Below are 15,220 nucleotides of genomic sequence, written 5' to 3'. Positions count from 1 at the left end.
CAGCCGTACCCCTCCGATCGCGCGGCCCGTGCCCCTCGCTAAAGCACGCCCGCGCGGGCTTCATGCGCAGGTGTACCCGCTGGGCGCCTGCGTGTTCCCCTCCGGCCTGCTCGCCTGGAAGCCGAAGCTCGTCGAGGCGTTCGGCGCCAGGGCGCCGTTGTGGCCGAGGTTCCTGGCGGTCACCGTGGAGCCGCTGACGGTGAGGGTCGCGTTCCACGAACCGGTGATCGTGTGCCCGGCCGGCAGCGTGAACGTGACGGTCCAGCCGCTCTTGGCCGAGGTCCCGGTGTTGGTGACGGTCACCGGCTGGACGACGTAGCCGTTGCTCCACGAGTTCTGGACGGCGCCGGTGGCCGTGCACCCTCCGCCGCCCCCGCCGGACAGGGTGGTCACCGTGGTGGCGGCCGACTCGGGCGAGAGGTTGTTCGCGGCGTCCCTGGCCCGCACCCGGTAGCGGTAGGTGGTGGCGGGGCTCAGTCCGGTGTCGGTGAACGACGTCGTGGAGCTGCTGCCGACCACGGCGAAGGTGTCACCGGTCGCGCGCAGGACGTCGTAGCCGGCCACGCCGACGTTGTCGGTGGAGGCGGCCCAGGACAGGGTCGTGCCGGTCGACGTGGTGCCCGTGGCGGCCGGCGTGCCGGGCGTGCTCGGCGGCGTGGTGTCGGTGCCGCCGCCCGTCGAGCCGAAGGAGAAGGAGTTGACCGCCAGGCCCGCGCCGCCGACCCAGGGCTCGAAGCCGGCCTGCACGCTGGTGAGGTACCACGAGCGCTGCGCGTAGCCGCGGCTGATCGCGTCGGCATAGAAGGTGTTGATCGTGAAGTCGAGGGAGGTCGCCGGCGAGGTGCGGACGTAGGAGATCACGTTCCAGCCGATGTTGCCGTACCAGACCTGCCAGGTGCCGCCGGCCAGGGTGACGGTGCCGACCTGCGAGCCGACCGGCTGGACGGAGCCCTGCCTGGTGAGCCAGATCATGATCTCGGCGCCGGTGTTCTGGCCGTCGGTGCGCGGCGTGGGGTCGAACCAGATGTCGTAGGAGGCGTTGTAGGCGCCGGAGCTCGGATACGTCATGCTCACGGTGCTGCGCAGGGCGCCGAATCCGGAGGCACTGGCCTGCATGGGCAGGTTGCTGCCGGTGCTGCAGGTCGCGTAGTGGCAGCCCGCGTAGATCGCCGGGTACGCGGCCGGGGACCCGTTGGTCGGTTTGTTGTGCGCGGCCTGGGTGACCGTGAAGCCGCCGTTCTGGTTCACATCGATGCACTGCGCGGTGTCGGCGCCCCAGACGTTGTTCATGACGACGTAGCGGCCGCCCTGGATGGTGGTCGAGGCGTACTTGTCGCACAGCACGGGGGCGGCCTGCGCCGGCGTGGCGAACAGGCACGTCGCGAATAACGCGATCAGGGAAAGGTAGACGCGCCTCATGTCGATCCTCAGGCAATCTCTGGGAGCGCTCCCAATATGCCACCAAAGGGCGGCTATCACCAAGATCGACTGAAAGTTTCACCGCGCGTTGTCCAAGGCACGCGCGGCGTGATTCAATCGCGCTGGCCGGGCGGGCTGGGTCGTGGGGCAGGTTTCCTCTGTCGTCAGCACAAGGGAATCCCCATGAAATTATTCAAGTCGGCGGGGATCACCGCCGCACTGGTCCTGATCGCTTCTTTCCTGATGGTGCCCACGCAGGCACAGGCGCACGGCGTCTCGATGTTCCCCGGCGCCCGCACGTTCCTGTGCTGGCAGGACGGCCTGCGCGACAACGGCCAGATCATTCCCTACAACCCGGCCTGCGCGTCTGCCGTCCAGCAGAGCGGCACGACCCCCCTGTACAACTGGTTCGCGGTGCTGCGCTCCGACGGCGCGGGCCGGACCAACGGTTTCATCCCCGACGGGCAGCTCTGCAGCGGCGGCACCGGCGGCCCCTACGACTTCACGGCCTACAACGCGGTCCGCTCCGACTGGCCGCTGACCCACTTGACCTCGGGCGCCACCATCCAGATGCGGCACAGCAACTGGGCCAGGCACCCCGGCGCGTTCAACTACTACATCACCAAGAACGGGTGGAACCCGGACGCGCCGCTGAAGTGGTCTGACCTGGAGCCGTTCGGCAGCGTCACCAACCCGCCTGAGAGCGGCGGCGCCGGCGGGCTCAACTACTACTACTGGAACGCCCAGCTCCCGTCCGGCAAGTCCGGCCGGCACATCATCTTCACCCACTGGATCCGCTCGGACAGCAACGAGAACTTCTACAGCTGCTCCGACGTCACCTTCGACGGCGGCAACGGCGAGGTCACCGGGGTCGGCCCCGGCGGCCAGTCGCCGGGGCCTTCCCCGACGGTGACGCCGACGACCCCCACGGGCGCCTGCACGGCGACGTGGAAGGCCACCGACACCGGCTGGGCCGGCCACTTCCAGGGTGAGGTGACCGTGCGCAACAACGGCACGAGCTCGCTGAACGGCTGGACGGTCAAGTGGACCTACGGCGGCGGGCAGGGCTTCGAAGGCAGCCCGTGGAACGGCGTGCTGACCGGGCAACCGCCCAACGTGACGGTCACGAACGCCAACTACAACGGCCAGCTGGCGCCGAACGGCACGACAACGTTCGGGTTCAACGCCACTGGCTCCGTCCCCAACCCTGCACCCACCTTGACCTGCTCTAGCCCGTGATCAGAAAGCGTCGCGGGCTAGTCGCGGCAATCGTCACCCTGGCCAGCCTGACCCTGGCCGGGGTGATGTTTTTTGCCGCCAGGCAGCCGTCGTCACAGTTGAAGGAAGAGCTCGCCGCGCAGGTGACCAAGATTCTCGAGGAGTCCTCGCCCGACGAGCACCACGCCCACGGGCACGCCTTCGAATCACGCGTCGTGTGCGCCGTGGAACCGTTCGGCACCGAGCCCGCGGACGCCCGATCCCTCGTGGAGGTGACGTGGGTGTACGCCCGTCACATCTGCGCGATCACCGGCGAGACCCCCGACTGGGCCGCCTCCGTGCGGGCCGGGGGCCCGATCGCCGTGAAGATCAGCATCCCGCCCCAGATACGCGTGCCCGAACCGGGCGCGGGTTATCCGGACCGAGTCAAGAACCTCATCCCCGAGCGCTATCACACACAGGCGTTCCAGGAGGAGTTCGACGACGACGCGGCCATCGAGGCCGCCCGCCAGCGGTTCTCGCAGGCCAAATAGCCCCGTTCCCCCGCCACGCCCGCCCGCCACCGCACTTCGATGCCGCTCCTTGGGCAAGAGGACGACGGCTGGCGAGCGGGCACATGCGGAAACGGGGCCCGCAGGGGCGGACACAAACGGACGCGGCCGACTGGAGGAATCGGCCGCGTCCGTCCCATCCGGGCGGGGATGGTGTTCATTGGGCAGGGATATGGAGTTGTGGCCTCACCTCCTCATACGCAGCCGACGGCTGGGGTGTTCAGTTGGCGCAGGCGTAGCCGGACGGCAGGGCCGTGTCGCCGTTCGGGCGGCCGGCCTGGAACCCGAAACCGGTGCTCGCGTTGGGGCCGAGCGTGCCGTTGTAGGTCAGGTTCTTGGCCGTCACGGTCTGGCCGCTGACCGTCAGCGCGGCGTTCCAGTAGCCGATGATCGTGTGCCCGGCGGGCAGCGTGAACGTCACCGTCCAGCTGTTCTTGGTCGAGGAGCTGGTGTTGGTCACGGTCACACCGGACACGTAGCCGGTGCTCCACTGGCTCTGCGCGCTGCCGGTGGCCGTGCAGCCGCCGCCCGCGAGCGTAGTGAAGGACACGCTCGGCGACGGGTTCGACTGGTTGCCCGCCGCGTCCCTGGCCCGCACGTACACCTGGTACGCGGTGGCCGGGGACAGCCCGGTCAGCGTGATCGAGTTCGTGGCCGTGGCGCCGAGGTGCGTGCCGGTCGAGGTGTAGACGTCGTAGCCGGTCACGCCCACGTTGTCGGTGGAGGCGGTCCAGGTCAGCGAGGCGCCGGAGGCGGTGACGTTCGACGCCGACGGGGCGCCCGGCGTGCTCGGCGGGGTCGGGTCGGTGGTGCCGCCGCCGTAGATCGAGGCTTCCTTGGCGGTGGCGGCGATGCCGTTGGCGCCGTTGAACAACCGCTGGCCCCAGGAGGTGAGCCGGGTGACGTCGAAGTTCGTCACCTGGTCGAGATACTCGACGCCGCCGCTGTTGCCGCTCCACGACCAGCCCAGGTAGCCGATGCCGCGGCTCACGGCCTGCGCCATGATCGTGTCCTCGTCCGGGTCGCCGTCGGAGTGGTTGAACCCGAACTCTCCGATCACCAGCGGCAGCCCGGCGGTCTTGAACGCGTCCAGGTACGCGGTGATCTCCGCGGCCGTGTCGTAGACGCCGTACATGTGGACGGAGAAGATCGTGTTCTTGTCGGGGTCGCTGTCGAAGACCGACCGCGCGTTGTCGCGCATCGTGCCCTGCCAGTCCTGGCCCCAGTTGGGCGCGTCCACCATGAGCGCGTGGTCGAAGCCGTTGTCACGCAGCTCCTGGATGGCGGCCTTGGTGCGGTCGGCCCAGCCGGGGGTGACCGCGTTGTTGCCGATCGGCTCGTTGCCGATGTTGACGATGATGTAGTCCTCCTGGCCGACCAGGGCGGACTTGACGCTGAGCCAGTAGTCGACGGCCTGGTCCAGGGTGTAGGCGCCGCTCTGCTCGCCGTACCCGGTGGTGTCGTGGTTCTCCAGGACGCAGATGAGCTTGTTCTGCTTGCACAGCTGGACGACGTTGGCCACGTCGGCGGCGTTGTTGGCGGTCCAGCGGCCGCCGCTGAGCACGACGCGAACGGTGTTGGCCTTCAGTGACTTGATGTCGGCGAACGCCTTGGTCTGACCGGCGTACCAGGTGTGCGCGTGGCTGGTGCCGCGCATCACGAACTCCTGGCCGTTGCCTTCCAGGATCTTCGTGCCGCTGACGTGGATGCCGGTGGCCGCGTTCGCGGCCGTTGCCGGCGCGACCACGAGGGCCGCCGCGACGGCCAGCGCGGTGAACAGTGACTTCATGCCGGACTTCATGAGGGAGGCCTTTCCCTGAGCCGTGGAACCGCCCCCGGCGCAAGGCGCGACGGGGGCGGGGTCCGCGCTCAGGCGGGGGTGCAGGTGATCGGGTCGGGGGTGGACGCGGTGCCGGTGGCGATGAAGCCGAACGTGGTGGTGGCGTTGGGGGCGAGCGTGCCGTTCCAGGCCTCGTTCTTGACCGAGACGCTGGAGCCGGTCTGGGTGTGCTTGCCGCCCCACAGCTGGCTGATCTGGTTCTGGGACGTCCAGGCGACCGTCCAGCCGTTGATCGCCGAGGTGCTCGTGTTCTTCACGGTCACCTCGGCCTGGTAGCCGCCGCCCCAGGAGCTCGTCACCTTGAACGCCGCCGTGCAGCCGCCCGGAGGCGGTGGCTCGTCCGTGGTGGTGAACGGCGTGCCGTCCGACGGCGCCGAGGTGTTGCCTGCCGCGTCCCGCGCCACCACGGAGGCGGTGTAGGACGAGGCAGGGGTGAGCCCGCTCAGGTCGAAGGAGGCGCTCGTGGCCGTGCCTACCTTGGTGGACCCCAGGTAGACGTCATAACCCGTCACGCCCACGTTGTCCGTGGAGGCCGTCCAGCTGAGCTTCGCGGTGGAGCCCGTGATCCCGGAGACCGCGGGCTTGCCCGGCTTGCTGGGCGGGGTGTCGTCCTCTTCCTCCGGACCCGGGGGCTCACCCCAGATCTTGGTGGCGCCGCTGTAGAGGGTGATGTTCTGGGTCCGCGCCGGCGTCGCGCCGGGCGTCGTGGGGATGTTGCGGTACGACCAGTCGTTGGCCGGGTCCCACGTGCCCGCGCTGCTGATCCTGAACTGCACCTCTCTGCGGTGCTGCGACTGCCCGGCCGGGGCGATGGCCTGCCCCGAGCAGTCGATGCTGACGTAGTACGTGCTGCCGCCCACGGTTTGATGGTCGCGCTCACTTGGCCCTCGCTGGTCACGCAAGCTACCGCTCTCGGGCCTGAGCGTTCGCTGCTCCGCGTGCAACGTGGGCGCCTTGCACTGCGTGTACGCCGACGACACGCTGATCTGCGAGGCCGTCGTCGAACCGTCGAGCGTGAAGTAGTACCGGAAGGAGCCGTCGGACAGCACCCTGGCCGGCCAGGCCGACTGGTTGCGGACGATGGCCTTGATCTCGGTGAAGTTGCTCCCCGAGGCGTTCACGCCCGCCTCGACGAAGATCTCCGGACCGTCCGGGGTCTCCGCGACCGGGAAGTTCGCCGCCGGGGCGCCGCCGTACTCCTTGTAGAGCCTGGCCACCGCGCTGGTGAAGCCGGCGTTGTAGTCGGTGGCGACCTCGTTCATGACGTAGTCGTCACGCTTGTCGGTGTAGGCGTCGTTCGGGTCGGGCGGGCCGCCGACGAGCGCGCCGTACAGCGTGTGGCGGGTCTGCTCCGGGTTGGTGATCTGGTCGGTCCACGAACCGTGCGCCGTGCGGTGATGCGGGTTCTTCGGCGGGTTGGCGCCGAAGCCGATCAGGTAGGAGGAGCTGCGCGGGTTGTCGCCGAGCGCGTAGTTGATCTGCCGTACCGCGAAGTCGTGGTAGCGGGCCTTGCGCGTGGCGTCGGTGATCGAGTCGCTGTGCACGAGCGCCGCGAAGGAGGTGTTGGCCGCGTAGCGCAGCGAGCCCCACCGGTCGAGCACGGCCTGGCCGCCCGGCGAATACTTGACCTGCGAGCCGTTGACGCCGACCGTCCACCAGTCGAGCCAGCGGTTGGCGTCGTCCAGATACTGCTGCTTGCCGGTCAGCTTGTGCAGCAGCACGTACGCGCCGTACGACTTGTCGTCCCAGGCGATCGTCCACTTGTACGACTTGGTCGTGCTCTGCGGCTCGGTACCGAGGTTGGCGTAGCCGCTCTCGGCCTTGGCCAGGTAGGAGGCGTCGTTCGTGGCCCGGTAGAGCCAGATCGCGCCCCACACCAGCTCGTCGTTGAAGCCGCTCCAGGAGTTGTAGTAGCCCTGCGCGTCGGTGATGCAGTCGCTGTACTTCTTCCTGACGGTGTCGGCGAAGGAGTACAGCTGCTTGGCGTGCGTCACCAGAGTGTCGGCATATGTCGGGTTCGTCGGGCGGAAGACGATCGACGAGGCCGCCATCGCCGCCGCCGTCTCCCCCGCCAGGTCCGACCCGCCACAGGACGCGTCGATCTTGTACGCCGGCCGGTTCATCTGCATCGCCTCGGCCGGGCCCCACCAAGCGTGGTCCGTGCCGCCGTTGCCGACCTGACCGTAGAGCACATTGGCCGACGGGTGGGCCTTGATGAAGTAGTCGTTGACGAACTTGAGGTTGTTGAGCAGGTGGGTGAGCTGGCCGGAGCTCGCGTAGGCGTCGCGGTACTCCACCGCGCCCCAGGCCAGCATGGTGGCGGAGAACGCCATCGGGAAGCCGAACTTGACGTGGTCACCCGCGTCGTACCAGCCGCCCGCGAGATCCACGCCGACGTCCTTGCCGTCGTTCATGCCCGAGTCGCCGCGCCAGGAGACGCGGTTCCAGTCGGGCAGCGCGCCCGACTGCTGGGCCTCGTAGAACCACAGCGACTTCTGCAGCGCCTCGCCGTAGGCGAAGGCGGGTGCGGCGTGGGCCGCCGGCCCCACCCCTGTCACCAGGGGTAGGACCAGCGACGCCGCAGCGATCAGAGCTGCCTTTCTCACGGGAAGAGCCGCCCGTACTCGGCGAGCGCGACGGCCACGTCGACCTGCGCCCAGAACCGGTGGTAGTTGAAGCTGGGAACCGGGCCGGTGCCCTTCAGGTAGGCGTCGACCTCCGCCCAGTCGGGGTCGTTCTTGTAGAAGGACCTGATCGAGATGAACGTGGAGTTGGAGTCGATGGTGTCGCCGTTCGGCATCTTGCCGGTCCAGCCCGGCGGCACGTAGACCGGGTCGTCGATGCGGTTGTAGTCGGCCTTGGTCTCCGGCACCGACACGCCCTTGGCGTCGCGGTTCTTCCAGACGCCGTCGAGCAGCGCCTTGGCGGTGTCACGCGCCTCGGTGTGGTTCGCCCTGGCCGCGTAGTACATCAGGACCTTGGCGTAGGAGCCGGCGACGCCCACGTCCTGCGTGTGGTCCACGACGGTCACGCGCAGGCCGGGGTTGGCCGGCGGCATGCCGGTGGTGGCGTTGAAGTCACCGGCGGGCTGACCGGTCCACCGCAGCGTGGAGGGCATCTGGTAGGTGCCGTCCGCGTTGATCGTGGTGTTGTCCAGCGCCCAGGTCACCCACTTGTCGAGGATGGCCTTGGCGTCGGCGTTGCCGGTGACGTTGTAGAACTCGGCCACCCGCTCCATCGACCACGCCTGGAAGCCGAACCACTGGTTCGACGGCGGGTCGTGGTAGACCGGCTGCCAGTCGTAGGCCATGCCGTGGAACTTCGGCAGGGTGCTCGGCGGCGCGCTGTAGTTGCCGTTCCAGCTGTTGGTCGCGCCGCCGGCGATGGCGCCGTCGGCGGACTGCAGCCACTTGTAGAACTGCAGCTGGCGGGTCAGGCTGGTGCTCCAGTCGGAAGCGCCGGTCTGGCTCTTGGGCTTGAGCTCGGTCACGTTCGACAGGGCCCAGGCCGCGAACGGGTTCTGGTAACCGGAGTGGTTGTGGCTGGAGCCGATGCGCCAGGCCCATCCGGCGCTGGAGTCGGTCGCCCCACCCCAGGCGTAGTACCAGTTGAGCAGGTAGGCGGCGGAGTCCTTGCCGGTGCCGACCGCGCACGAGGGGCTCGTGCAGCCGGGCTTCTTGAAGTACTTGTCGTACATCGCGTAGCGCAGGTAGTCGCCCATCTTGGCGGCCTTGGCCACGGTCGCGGAGATGTCCCCTGCCTTGTTCTGCGCCTTGGCCCAGGTCAGCGCCCAGTACGCCACCTGCACGGCACGCGCGTCGGCGTCAGGAGCGTTGGTGTACTTCCACTGCTTGGCGTAGGAGCCGTCCTTGATGAACAGGTCCAGGTAGCCGTTGGTCCCGCCGTGGGCGAAGGTGTCGCAGGACGGCTGCGGAATCGTCTCGAAGACCGACTCCTCCGGGCCGCGCTGGTAGGTGTTGATGTAGGCAGGCTTGGTCGTGCCGTCGCCGCAGCGGCCGAAGCCGTAGGTGTTGTCGACGTCCAGCAGCCAGTGCATGCCGTAGATGTCGCGGGTGTTGTACGCGGTCTGCAGCTCGTTGGCCAGCGGGTCGGTGCCCACCGAGACGCTGGAGTCGATCGGCGACGGGTAGTTGCTGATCGCGTTGTGCTCGGCCGCGTACGTGGCCGGCTTCGACGGGTTGTAGAAGGAGTTCGTCGGCTGGTCGGCGGTGGCCGGGATGATGTACTTCTCCATCGAGGCCCACGCGGTGTTGAACTTCGACCAGTCGCCGGTGACCTGCCCGTACGTCGCCTCCAGCCACAGGTAGTAGCTGTAGGCCTCGGACGTGGTCTCGTGCCCGTGGTCCGGCGCCTCGACCATGAAGGTCTCGACCGAGTGGTACGGCACGCCCTCGGGCGAGAAGTAGCCGTTGGCCGGGTCGTGGAGCTCGTTGTAGAGCTCGACGAAGCGCTTGACGTACTCGTTGTCGCCGCCCAGGTCGTCGTCCGCTTCGCTGGCGGTGACGTCGATCGGGTCATAGCCCGGGGCGCTGAACCTGATCACGGCCGAGCCGCTGGTCGTGTCGCTGTCGTTGGCCGCGTTCAGCGGGACGCTCTGCGCGGTGTTCCAGTTGGACGGCGTGAAGGTCCTGGTGGCCGGCGCGGGGACGGTGATGTCGGCGTCACCGCTGGCCCGCGCGACGGAGACGGTCACGTTCGCCGAGGGCGCCTGTGACAGCTTCACCGTGACGCTCGCGCTTCCCGCCTCCGGCACGGAGATCGTCGTCGGGCTCACCACGAGGGCGGGGCCCGTGTCCGCGGAGACCGTGATGCCGACCGGATCCGAGGTCTTGGTCGCGCCTCCGTTGTCGGTGGCCTTGGCGGTGATCGAGTAGCTGCCGGCCGCGACGTTCGTCCAGTTGTAGCTGTACGGCGCCGAGGTGTCGGTGCCCAGCAGCGTGGAGCCCTGGTAGAAGTCGACCTTCGAGACCGTGCCGTCGGAGTCGGCCGCGTTCGCGGCGATCGGCACGGTGGCCGGCGCGGTGAACGTCTGCCCGGCGGTCGGTGAGGTCAGCGACACGGTGGGCGCGACGTTGTTGCCGCTCCCGCCACAGGTGACGCCGTTGACGCTGAACGTCTCCGGGTTCGGGTTGGTGCCCGTCCAGGTGCCGTTGAAGCCCATCGTCGTGGAGGCCCCGGTGCCGAGACTGCCGTTCCACGGCATGTTGGTGCCGGTCATGCGCGTGCCGGACTGCGTCCAGTTCGCCCCCCAGCCGCTCGGCGTGTACTTCTGGCCGGTGGTCGGGAAGTCGAAGGCCAGCGACCACGAGGTGATCGGGTCGCCGGTGTTCTTCAACGTGATGTTCGCGGTGAAACCGCCCTGACCAGGGCTGCTCGTCCACGAGTTGGCAGAGTAGGTCACGTCACACGACACGGCGGCCTGGGCGGGTGCGGCCGCCACGGCCGTGGTCGCGCCCGCGACGAGGACGAGGGTCGTGGCCACGGCGAGCCGTCTCGTCACGCGCGATAAGAACGCGGGAGGTCTGTACTTCACGGGATCTCCATGGGAGTAGGGGTGTGGGAGCGCTCCCAAACGGGATTGTGGGGGCCGTCCGGCGTATGTCAACGAAATGGCATTGCGGTAACCGCCGTATTTCCTCTCACCAGGCTGCCGGGGATGAAAGTTTCATCGGCGTTCCGGGGTATTCAACGAGCATGCGGGGCGTTGGACACCTCCGCGAAAGCCGGCCTCTGTACAGCGCCTCGCGTCCGGCACACCATGGGAGCGCTCCCAGCCATCTAACAGCGCACTGGAGATGATCGCTCGTGAGACTCCAACGCGGCCTTCGCAAATGGGCCGTGACCATGACCGCCGCGAGTGTCGCGGCCTTAGGACTCGTCGTCGGCCAGAGCACGGCCGCGAACGCCGCGGTCGCCTGCGACGTGACCTACTCTGCCAACTCGTGGACGAGCAGCCCTGGTCAGGGCGGTTTCACCGCGAACATCACGTTGAAGAACACCGGCGACCCCATTACGTCATGGTCGCTGGCCTTTGACTACCCGACCACCGGCCAGAAGTACACGCCGACCGGCTGGGGGGCGAACTGGACCCAGTCCGGAACCCGAGTGACCGGCACCAACATGCCCTACAACGGCAGCCTCGGCACCGGCGCCTCCGTGTCCGTCGGCTTCAACGGCACGTGGACGGGCACCAACCCGAACCCGGAGACGTTCAGCGTCAACGGCGTCACCTGCGGCGGCACCCAGACGACCCCGTCGGTGGTGTTGTCGGCCAGCTCGGTCGCGGTCAACGAGGGCGGCACCGCGACGTTCACCGCCAGGCTGTCGTCCGCGCCGGCGGCGAACGTGACCGTCTCCACCGCGCGTACCAGCGGTGACACGGACCTGACCGTCAGCTCCGGCGGGTCGCTGACCTTCTCGCCGTCCAACTGGAACACTCCGCAGACGGTCACCCTGGCCGCCGCGCAGGACTCCGACACGACCGCGGGCACGGCGGCCTTCAGCGTCGGCGTCACCGGCGCCACCGGCGCCACGGTCAACGCCACCGAGGTGGACGACGACTCCGTCCAGGAGCAGTCGATCATCGTGACGCCGACCGCGGTGACCGTGCCCGAGGGCTCGACCGCCACGTACACGGTGAAGCTGGCCACCCAGCCCTCCTCGAACGTGACCGTCACCTCGGCGGCCGGCACCGGCGACACCAACATCACCATCTCCTCCGGCGCCAGCCTCACGTTCAGCCCCACGACGTGGAACACCGCGCAGACGGTGACCCTGGCCGCCGCGCAGGACACCGACACCACCAACGGCAGCCGGCCCATCACGGTCTCCTCCACCGGGCTGACCTCGCAGACCGTCACCGCCACCGAGGCCGATGACGACGGCGTCACCAACCCGACCCACGTCGAGAACCCGTACGCCGGCGCCACCGGCTACGTGAACCCGAACTGGTCCGCCAAGGCGGCCGCCGAGCCGGGTGGCTCCGCCGTGGCCAACACCTCCACGGCCGTGTGGATGGACCGCATCGCCGCCATCGCCGGCTCCTCCTCGGCCATGGGCCTGCGCGCCCACCTGGACGAGGCGGTCAGGCAGGACGCCGCCAACGGCTCCGCACCGCTGACGATCCAGGTCGTCGTCTACAACCTGCCCAACCGCGACTGCTCGGCGCTGGCCTCCAGCGGTGAGCTCCTCATCGCCCAGGACGGGTTCAACCGCTACAAGAGCGAGTACATCGACCCCATCGCGGCCATCTTCCGCGACTCCAAGTACGCCAACCTGCGCATCGTCGCGATCATCGAGCCCGACTCGCTGCCGAACCTGGTCACCAACATCAACTCCTTCGAGAAGTGCCGGGAGGCCAACGGCCCCGGCGGCTACGTCGACGGCGTCCGGTACGCGCTGAACCAGCTCGAGCCCATCACCAACGTCTACTCCTACATCGACGCCGCTCACCACGCGTGGCTCGGCTGGGACTCGAACTTCCAGCCGGCCGTCGACCTCTTCTACAACACCGTCTCCGGCACCACCGCCGGGGTGGACAGCGTGGACGGCTTCATCGTCAACACCGCCAACTACTCCATCACCACCGAGCCGCACTTCACCATCAACACCCAGGTGGGCAACCAGTCGGTCCGGGCGTCGAACTGGGTGGACTGGAACTACTACATCGACGAGCGGACCTTCGCGACGGAGCTGCGTAACAGGCTGATCACCAAGGGCTTCCGCTCCGGGCTCGGCATGCTGATCGACACCTCGCGCAACGGCTGGGGCGGCAGCGCCCGCCCGACCGCGCCGAGCACCTCGACGGAGCTCAACCCGTTCGTCGACCAGTCGCGCGCCGACCGCCGTATCCACGCCGGCAACTGGTGCAACCAGAACGGCGCAGGCCTGGGGGCGCGGCCCACCGCCAGCCCCGCCGCCGGCTTCGACGCCTACGTCTGGATCAAGCCTCCGGGCGAGTCCGACGGCGCCAGCAGGGACATCCCGAACGACGAGGGCAAGAAGTTCGACCGGATGTGCGACCCGACCTACACCGGCAACAACCTCAACAAGTTCAACATGTCGGGTGCGCTGCCCGACGCGCCGTTGTCCGGACAGTGGTTCTCCGCGCAGTTCCGCCAGCTGCTGGCGAACGCCTACCCGCCGGTCAACTGAGGACCTGGCCGGGCTGAGGAGCTCCGAGCCTCCTCAGCCCGGCCGGAGGGGCCTGCCTGACCCAGGTCCCTCACCAACCGGAGGGGCCCGCCTGACCCGGGTCCCTCGGCTTCCTGAAGGGGCCGGGTCGCATCGACCCGGCCCCTTCTCGTCAGTGTGCCCGGCGCCACTCCGACACGATCTGCTCGACGTTGAACGGCACCAGGTTGAGCGGCGGCCCGGACAATCCCGTCCTGATCGCCTCGCGGATCTTGTGGTTGACGTCCTCGATGATCTGCCGCGCCTCGGTCTCCGACCGCGCCCCGCGCGCCTCGGCCAGTGCTTGCTCGGCCTCCTTGCGCAGCGCCAGCGTCGGCGGCAGCGGCATCGTGAGCCCTTCGCTCTCCACCTTCTGCTTGATCCACCACATGTCGTCGTGCGGCCGGTCCAGCCCCGGCAGGGGCTTGCCCGCCCCCGGCAGATCGTCGAACTCACCGCGCTCCATCGCCTCGCGGATCTGCCGGTCGACCCAGGTCTCGAACGGTACGCCGGGCGGCTTGCGCTCTGTCACATCAACTCCCACGTCAGGCCAGGTTGTGACTCGGTGCGAGCGGGCCGCGCCAGCCGAGCACGGCCTCGGTCATGCGTACGGAGTCCACGGCCGCGGGCACGTCGTGGACACGCAGGATGCGGGCACCCTTGACGATGGAGACGACGTTGACGGCGATCGTGCCGTCCTTCCGCTCCCCCTGGGGACGGTCGAGCGTCTCCCCGATGAAGTCCTTGTTGGACAGCGCCACCAGCGTCGGGTAACCGATCGAGGTGATCTCCTCCAGCCGGCGCGTCAGCTCCAGGGAATGAAAGGTGTTCTTGTTGAGGTCGTGCCCGGGATCGATGATGATCTTTTCGGGGGCGATGCCCGCTTTGAGCGCGAACGCGACCCGCTCACGCAGGAAGTCCGCCACCTCCGCGACCACGTCGGCATAGCTCGGCCGGAACACCCGCTGCCCAGGGCCGCCGAGGCTGTGGGTGACCACCACGCTCACACCGGCCGCCGCGGCGACCTCGGCGATGCCGGGCTCGCGCAGGCCGTTGGTGTCGTTGATGACGTCGGCGCCGGCCTCGATCGCCGCCTGCGCCACCTCGGGGCGGTGGGTGTCCACCGAGATCACGGCGTCCGTCACGGCCCTGACCTCGGCGATCACCGGGGCGACGCGCTCGATCTCCTCCGCCGTGCCGATCTGCGCCTGAGCGGCACTGAAGGCGAACCCGCCGATGTCCACCCAGTCGGCCCCGTCGTCCACGGCCTTCTTCGCGGCCGCCACGGCGCCGTCCAGCGCGTAGGTACGGCCCTGGTCGTGAAAGGAGTTAGGGGTCCGGTTGACGATGGCCATGATGGCGACCTGGCGCTCGAAATCGAACTCCCGCCGCCCGATGCGCCGGACCGGAGAGATGATCCCGGGGGAAAGCTGCTCGCCGCTCACGCTGCGAGCCTACCTGGCGCAGGAGCAGGTCAGTCAGGCAGTGAAGCGGCCCGGCGGGTGGCCGCCGACCGAGACCCTGATCCGCCTCATGCGCTGGCGCATGCTGAAGTCGCGCCCCCGCGGCAGCTGCATGGTGAGCCGGACCGTGGTGCCGCGCGGACCGGTGTGGAAGTCCGCCGTGTCGCACAACCGGCGGATGAGATAGATCCCTCTCCCCGAATAGCTGCGTTCGGACGGCCGGAACTGACCGTCCACGTAGCCGTCGGGGATGCCCGACCCTCGATCGATCGTCTCTGAGCGGATGACGCCATTCACCGTCCACAACTTGAAGTACCCGTGCCCGCCCGCATGCTCGACGGCGTTGACGACGCTCTCGTGCACGGCCAGGACGAAGTCATCCAGCCTCGGCCCGTTCAGCCCGCACTTCTCGGCGAGCTCGGCCACCGCTCGGCGCAGCTTCGTAACGTCCTGGAGCGTGAAGGGCAGGGTCAATAGGGTGCGCATGGCAGGCTCCTCCAACCTGGCCTGAGTCCGCGCAGAGCCCGAGGACGCGG

10 protein-coding genes are annotated in these 15,220 nt (G+C 68.6%); 3 read left to right on the top strand and 7 right to left on the bottom strand.

The features are described from left to right. Positions 1-60: 60 nt before the first annotated feature. Positions 61-1,419 carry a GH12 family glycosyl hydrolase domain-containing protein gene (locus tag OHA25_RS10690; RefSeq protein ID WP_327587405.1) on the bottom strand — a complete coding sequence of 453 codons (1,359 nt, stop codon included), beginning with the start codon at positions 1,417-1,419 and terminating at the stop codon, positions 61-63. A 183-nt stretch (positions 1,420-1,602) separates the two neighbouring features. On the opposite strand from OHA25_RS10690, the gene OHA25_RS10685 reads away from it, so the two are divergent. Next, positions 1,603-2,658 (top strand): lytic polysaccharide monooxygenase, encoded by a 1,056-nt coding sequence (locus OHA25_RS10685; RefSeq protein ID WP_327587404.1) that lies wholly within the window; start codon positions 1,603-1,605, stop codon positions 2,656-2,658. Then, entirely contained in the window at positions 2,655-3,170 is a 516-nt protein-coding gene (locus OHA25_RS10680) for a hypothetical protein (protein ID WP_327587403.1), read from the top strand. Before OHA25_RS10685 ends, OHA25_RS10680 begins: the two co-directional genes overlap by 4 nt. A gap of 238 nt (positions 3,171-3,408) precedes the next feature. Here the strand turns inward: OHA25_RS10680 and OHA25_RS10675 are convergent, their stop codons facing one another. The 3 genes from OHA25_RS10675 to OHA25_RS10665 form a co-directional block, all read right to left on the bottom strand. Next, complete coding sequence (locus tag OHA25_RS10675) at positions 3,409-4,977, bottom strand: cellulase family glycosylhydrolase (protein WP_327587402.1); 1,569 nt, start codon at positions 4,975-4,977, stop codon at positions 3,409-3,411. Between the two features lie 80 nt (positions 4,978-5,057). Next, positions 5,058-7,688 carry a glycoside hydrolase family 9 protein gene (locus tag OHA25_RS10670; RefSeq protein WP_442942180.1) on the bottom strand — a complete coding sequence of 877 codons (2,631 nt, stop codon included), beginning with the start codon at positions 7,686-7,688 and terminating at the stop codon, positions 5,058-5,060. Next, positions 7,631-10,582, bottom strand: coding sequence for a glycoside hydrolase family 48 protein (locus tag OHA25_RS10665; protein ID WP_327587400.1), 2,952 nt, complete (start codon positions 10,580-10,582; stop codon positions 7,631-7,633). Before OHA25_RS10665 ends, OHA25_RS10670 begins: the two co-directional genes overlap by 58 nt. A 311-nt stretch (positions 10,583-10,893) precedes the next feature. On the opposite strand from OHA25_RS10665, the gene OHA25_RS10660 reads away from it, so the two are divergent. Next, positions 10,894-13,203 carry a glycoside hydrolase family 6 protein gene (locus OHA25_RS10660; RefSeq protein WP_327587399.1) on the top strand — a complete coding sequence of 770 codons (2,310 nt, stop codon included), beginning with the start codon at positions 10,894-10,896 and terminating at the stop codon, positions 13,201-13,203. 151 nt (positions 13,204-13,354) lie between these two features. On the opposite strand, the gene OHA25_RS10655 is transcribed toward OHA25_RS10660, so the two are convergent. From OHA25_RS10655 to OHA25_RS10645, 3 genes are read right to left on the bottom strand one after another with little or no spacing between them, the layout of a single operon-like run. Further along, positions 13,355-13,753: a J-domain-containing protein gene (locus tag OHA25_RS10655; RefSeq protein ID WP_327587398.1), complete on the bottom strand. Its 399-nt coding sequence runs from the start codon at positions 13,751-13,753 to the stop codon at positions 13,355-13,357. 13 nt (positions 13,754-13,766) lie between these two features. After that, positions 13,767-14,666 carry a dihydropteroate synthase gene (gene folP, locus OHA25_RS10650; protein WP_327587397.1) on the bottom strand — a complete coding sequence of 300 codons (900 nt, stop codon included), beginning with the start codon at positions 14,664-14,666 and terminating at the stop codon, positions 13,767-13,769. 33 nt (positions 14,667-14,699) lie between these two features. Continuing rightward, complete coding sequence (locus OHA25_RS10645) at positions 14,700-15,170, bottom strand: ATP-binding protein (RefSeq protein ID WP_327587396.1); 471 nt, start codon at positions 15,168-15,170, stop codon at positions 14,700-14,702. Positions 15,171-15,220: the final 50 nt, after the last annotated feature.

It is taken from the genome of Nonomuraea sp. NBC_00507 (assembly GCF_036013525.1).
GTDB lineage: Bacteria > Actinomycetota > Actinomycetes > Streptosporangiales > Streptosporangiaceae > Nonomuraea.
This window is presented reverse-complemented; position numbering and strand designations above follow the sequence as displayed.